The 3,891-nt window shown below is 55.1% G+C and carries 4 protein-coding genes; all 4 read right to left on the reverse strand.

Annotation, left to right across the window (positions count from 1 at the left end):
* Positions 1-51: 51 nt before the first annotated feature.
* Genes J4721_RS19595 through J4721_RS19610 form a run of 4 tightly spaced genes read right to left on the reverse strand, consistent with a single transcriptional unit; the run spans position 52 to position 3,764 of the window.
* Entirely contained in the window at positions 52-1,248 is a 1,197-nt protein-coding gene (locus J4721_RS19595) for a DegT/DnrJ/EryC1/StrS aminotransferase family protein (RefSeq protein ID WP_102848494.1), read from the reverse strand.
* Positions 1,245-2,021, reverse strand: coding sequence for a glycosyltransferase family 2 protein (locus J4721_RS19600; RefSeq protein ID WP_014873337.1), 777 nt, complete (start codon positions 2,019-2,021; stop codon positions 1,245-1,247). The genes J4721_RS19595 and J4721_RS19600 overlap by 4 nt, the downstream gene beginning before the upstream one ends.
* Positions 2,014-2,811: an NAD(P)-dependent oxidoreductase gene (locus J4721_RS19605; protein WP_027248167.1), complete on the reverse strand. Its 798-nt coding sequence runs from the start codon at positions 2,809-2,811 to the stop codon at positions 2,014-2,016. The genes J4721_RS19600 and J4721_RS19605 overlap by 8 nt, the downstream gene beginning before the upstream one ends.
* A gap of 2 nt (positions 2,812-2,813) precedes the next feature.
* Positions 2,814-3,764, reverse strand: a complete 951-nt coding sequence (locus J4721_RS19610) for a hypothetical protein (RefSeq protein WP_076618648.1) — start codon at positions 3,762-3,764, stop codon at positions 2,814-2,816.
* Between the last annotated feature and the right edge of the window lie 127 nt (positions 3,765-3,891).

The raw sequence follows: 3,891 nt of genomic DNA on the forward strand, positions 1-3,891 counted from the left end.
CAGTTGGCATTCTCATATACATTGTTCTCGCGATCAGACGTCACATACAGCTCAGGCTGCACGATCACGCATGGTTTTAGGCTGAGCCACAGCTTTGAACGTACCGGCGACGCTGAGGACGTCCGCAGTCGACAGGTTGTGGTGGTTTGGCAAATAGATCCCGTAGTCATGGATCAGATCCGCATTTGGTAAAACCTCACGCCCATAGTGCCGAATCCAGAAAGGGTGGCGAGCGATGTTACCGCAGATGAGCGGCCGACATTCAATCTGCTGCGCCCTCAGATGCTCAAACACGTCCATTCTATTCTCAACCAGTGTGCCATAGGCAAAGGAGGACAACAGATCAGTCTCGCTATCCTGAGAATAGTACCCGTGCAATTCCTCGGCATAGGTATCGAAATTGCGCGCCCGCACGCGGCAGATATCGTCAAGTTTCAGAATCTGCTGCCGCCCTATGAATGCCTGCAAGTCGGTCGAACGCAAATTAAAGCCCGCGTAATAGAAGGTATAGAGATTGCGGAAATCGTCGATGTTGTGGTCCAGCTGCAGTTGATCCCGCAATGTCGGATTCAGATCCCGGCTCCAGCCATGGGAGCGCAACGACAACATGACCTGATGCAGCTCACTGTCGTCTGTGACCACCATCCCGCCCTCAATCGTTGAGATATGGTGGCCATAGTAGAATGAAAAACTGCCCGCAGCACCATGGCAGCCGAGTTTGCGCCCACCGCTGACCGAACCAAGGGCTTCGCAGCTGTCTTCCAGCAACAGCACATCGTAACGGTCACAGATGTCTTGGATCGCCTTCATGTGATTGGCATGACCCAACACATGCACAAGGATCAGCATCGCCGGGGCCTCATCCTTGCAGAGCTGCTCCAGGTGTTCCAGATCCAGACCCAGATTCACCGGATCACAGTCACAGAGCCTGACATCGAACCCAAACTGAATGAGCGGCGACACGGTTGTGACCCAGCTCACTGCGGGAGCAATCACCTTATTGTTCCGCAGTCGCCCTGCCTCGCGTGCCGCGTATATCATCAACAGGTTCGCTGAGGAGCCGGAGTTGACGAATACTGCATGTTTGGAGCCCATCCAGGCCGCAAATTCTTCCTCAAATGCGACGGTTTCCTCGGCCTTTGTCAGACGATTACCAGCCATCATCCAATCCGCTGTCTGCTGCAGTTCACGCCGCGAGATCGTGTCCTGCGCAAGGGTGATCGGGCGGGGAGGTTGAAAATTCTTCATGTCTGTGCCCCCCTCACAGCTTGCATCGCCTTCAGCTCAACATAGTAATGGCGCACCTCATTGTAGGCGGCAGCTATATTGGCGGCTTTCTCTTTGTCCTTCAGCGCATCGATCGTGATCGATCCATCGTGAGCGCGGAAACTTGCGAGAGGTTCCTTTACAAAACCCACCTTTGGATAGCGCAGCATGGACAACAGCGAGGCAAAGATGTCCGGGCCCACACCATGGTATTCGCTGCTCTGGAGCGGAAGGCGCCCCTGATAGAGCGCATCTATCAGCACCTGGCGCCGGAACAGCGCCGCGCCCGGCGAGATGAGCGAGCCGACAATGTTTTCCTCCGCTAGGCGGTTGTCGAAAATTCCCGTCTCCGGCAGCCATTCCAAAAACTGCATCATCATCTGCTTGCCGGTTTTGTCGTCAATGACTTCCGCACCTGTAAAGGCAAAGCCGACATCCTCCTTGAGGACAGACGCGCATTTTTCGATGAAGGTCGGCGCGATCCAATCATCATCATACTGCAGATGGACAAATTCACCGGTGGCGTGCAGTACGCCTTCAAGCCAGCAAAAATGCGGGCCAAAGTCTTTCTCCCGGCGAATATAAGTGATTTTATCGCCATATTCTGCAGCGACCTGTGCAGTATGATCGATCGACCCGTGGTCAGACACGATGACCTCGCATGGCACCGTTTGATTAAGCGCGCAGTCAATCGCTTTGGGCAACATATCCGCACGATTAAACGTCGGGATTACGATGGAAATTGTCTTAGTCATGGCGTTCTCCAAGGATCGCACGCAGGCGCGTCACATCAGCCTCGAGCGTGTCATTTTGGCCCACAGGCCGTATATTCAGCGGAAAGGGAGCGATTGCTTGTGCAAAGTCGGCCACAGTCACCGCGTTACCAGACGCGACATTGACCGGACCCTCGGCTTCAGAAAGCGCGAGTTCAGTAATCAGGCGCGCAGCCTCAGACGCCGGAAGAAAGTCGCGCCGACTGCCAGCCCCATGCAATTCAAACGGCGCCTCTGGTGAATGGGTTGCAAATCGCTTCTCAAGTGTTGGGCGCAGATAGCTTCCGGTTTGGTCGGGATCGTGGATTGAAAATAGCCGTGCGATGCACAGCGATCGACCAGTCGCGGCACAAATCTGCCGCGCAGCCTGCTCCGACATGAGCTTTGTTTGACCATAAAGTGACACCGGCTCAGTTGTGTCGGTCTCTCGAAGCGGTGTCTCCTGGCTTGCGTAAACGTGACTGGACGAACACAGAAGCATCCGTGCCGGGCTGCCATCAAGCGCCGTAAGAAGGTTAATCGCCCCACCGGCATTCACCGCAAAGGCCGCGCCCGGATTTGCGCGAACCGATTGAACCGGCACCATTGCGGCAAGGTGGATAACCAGATCAAGCGGCCCAGCTCTCTCGATGGCCTGTGCAACCTCATGCGGATTGGTCAGATCAGCGGTGTTTCGCAACACCTCGGCATCAGGTGCTAACGTCTCCAGTGCCCTCAGAGCATGGCGTCCCACGACCCCCCCGCTACCGGTTAGGAAAATACGTCTCGACATGGTTACTGCACCGCAACCGACTGTGACGGGCACTGTGCCCCAAGCCCCATAGCGCGGAATTGAGCGGCCAACTTGTCACTGGCCTGTTCGATCTTGTTACGCGGTCCGCGTTCCGGAACAACGGGCTCAGGATCTAAGCCCGGCCACTTCGAGAAATCACCTGAAAGGACGAAGTTTGCGAAGGAAACCAGACTGACACCATGAGCGCGCAGATGATCATTGTCCTGATGAGGCCGAAATTCGGCTTGCGAGTCCTCGTCTGAATAATACCGGCCGACGATCATAGGAATGCGCGTGAATTTGCAGTTATTCTTGGACAGCATTTGCCAGAAAATCGAGTCTCCAATCGATTTGATCGGCGTTTGGTTGCCGAAATAGCTGGGGTACCACTGCCCCACTTGTTTCAGGTTCCAAAGCGTCGCCGGCCCATAGGTCCCCCGCTCTGCAGTACCACTGCCAAGCCGCAGGTCAGCCTGTGCCTTGGGCGGCCAGTCGGCGACGAAACTCGTCTTCCAGAGGTCCTCAACCACAAACTCCTGTTCCAAATGGCTCTCATCAAAGCTTACCAGCCATTCGCCACCCACCAATGTCGATTTGGTGGCAGCAGCTGTCGCCACCATCGCTTGGACCGCGTTGGTGGCCAGCCGATCATCCATATTGAGGTTCATGATGTAGTTGGTCTGTGCCAATGCCGTTGCCGCTGACCAGGCTTCGTAGATCGTCAGAGGCGCGTCGAAGCTATACCAGGGAGCCTCCAGCCAATCTGGAGCAACGTCGCCGTTGTCAAAGATATAACAAGGCTCCACCGGAATCGACTGCGCCTTCAGATTCGCCCAATGGGAGCGCAACAATTCCAACTTGTTGGGCTGCTTATGCCAAACAGCACAGAAAACCGTCACCAATGGGCGATCAGGCGCATTTGGATCAGGAGCATTAAACGAACGAAACTGCATGTGACCGGTTCTCCAGCAAAACACGCACGGCTTTGTGCGCGTACATTCGCGAAGATATGCCCAGAAGAGATAAATTTGAGTTAAGTCACCATGGTTTTGGCGACTTCTCCGACCGCTTAGTCAGGTT

This window comes from Phaeobacter sp. HS011 (assembly GCF_018101215.1).
Taxonomy (GTDB): domain Bacteria; phylum Pseudomonadota; class Alphaproteobacteria; order Rhodobacterales; family Rhodobacteraceae; genus Phaeobacter; species Phaeobacter inhibens.

Bases quoted from the DNA above. Each gene is read 5' to 3' on its own strand.
- J4721_RS19595 (WP_102848494.1), bottom strand. From the start codon at position 1,248: ATGAAGAATTTTCAACCTCCCCGCCCGATCACCCTTGCGCAGGACACG.
- J4721_RS19600 (WP_014873337.1), bottom strand. From the start codon at position 2,021: ATGACTAAGACAATTTCCATCGTAATCCCGACGTTTAATCGTGCGGAT.
- J4721_RS19605 (WP_027248167.1), bottom strand. From the start codon at position 2,811: ATGTCGAGACGTATTTTCCTAACCGGTAGCGGGGGGGTCGTGGGACGC.
- J4721_RS19610 (WP_076618648.1), bottom strand. From the start codon at position 3,764: ATGCAGTTTCGTTCGTTTAATGCTCCTGATCCAAATGCGCCTGATCGC.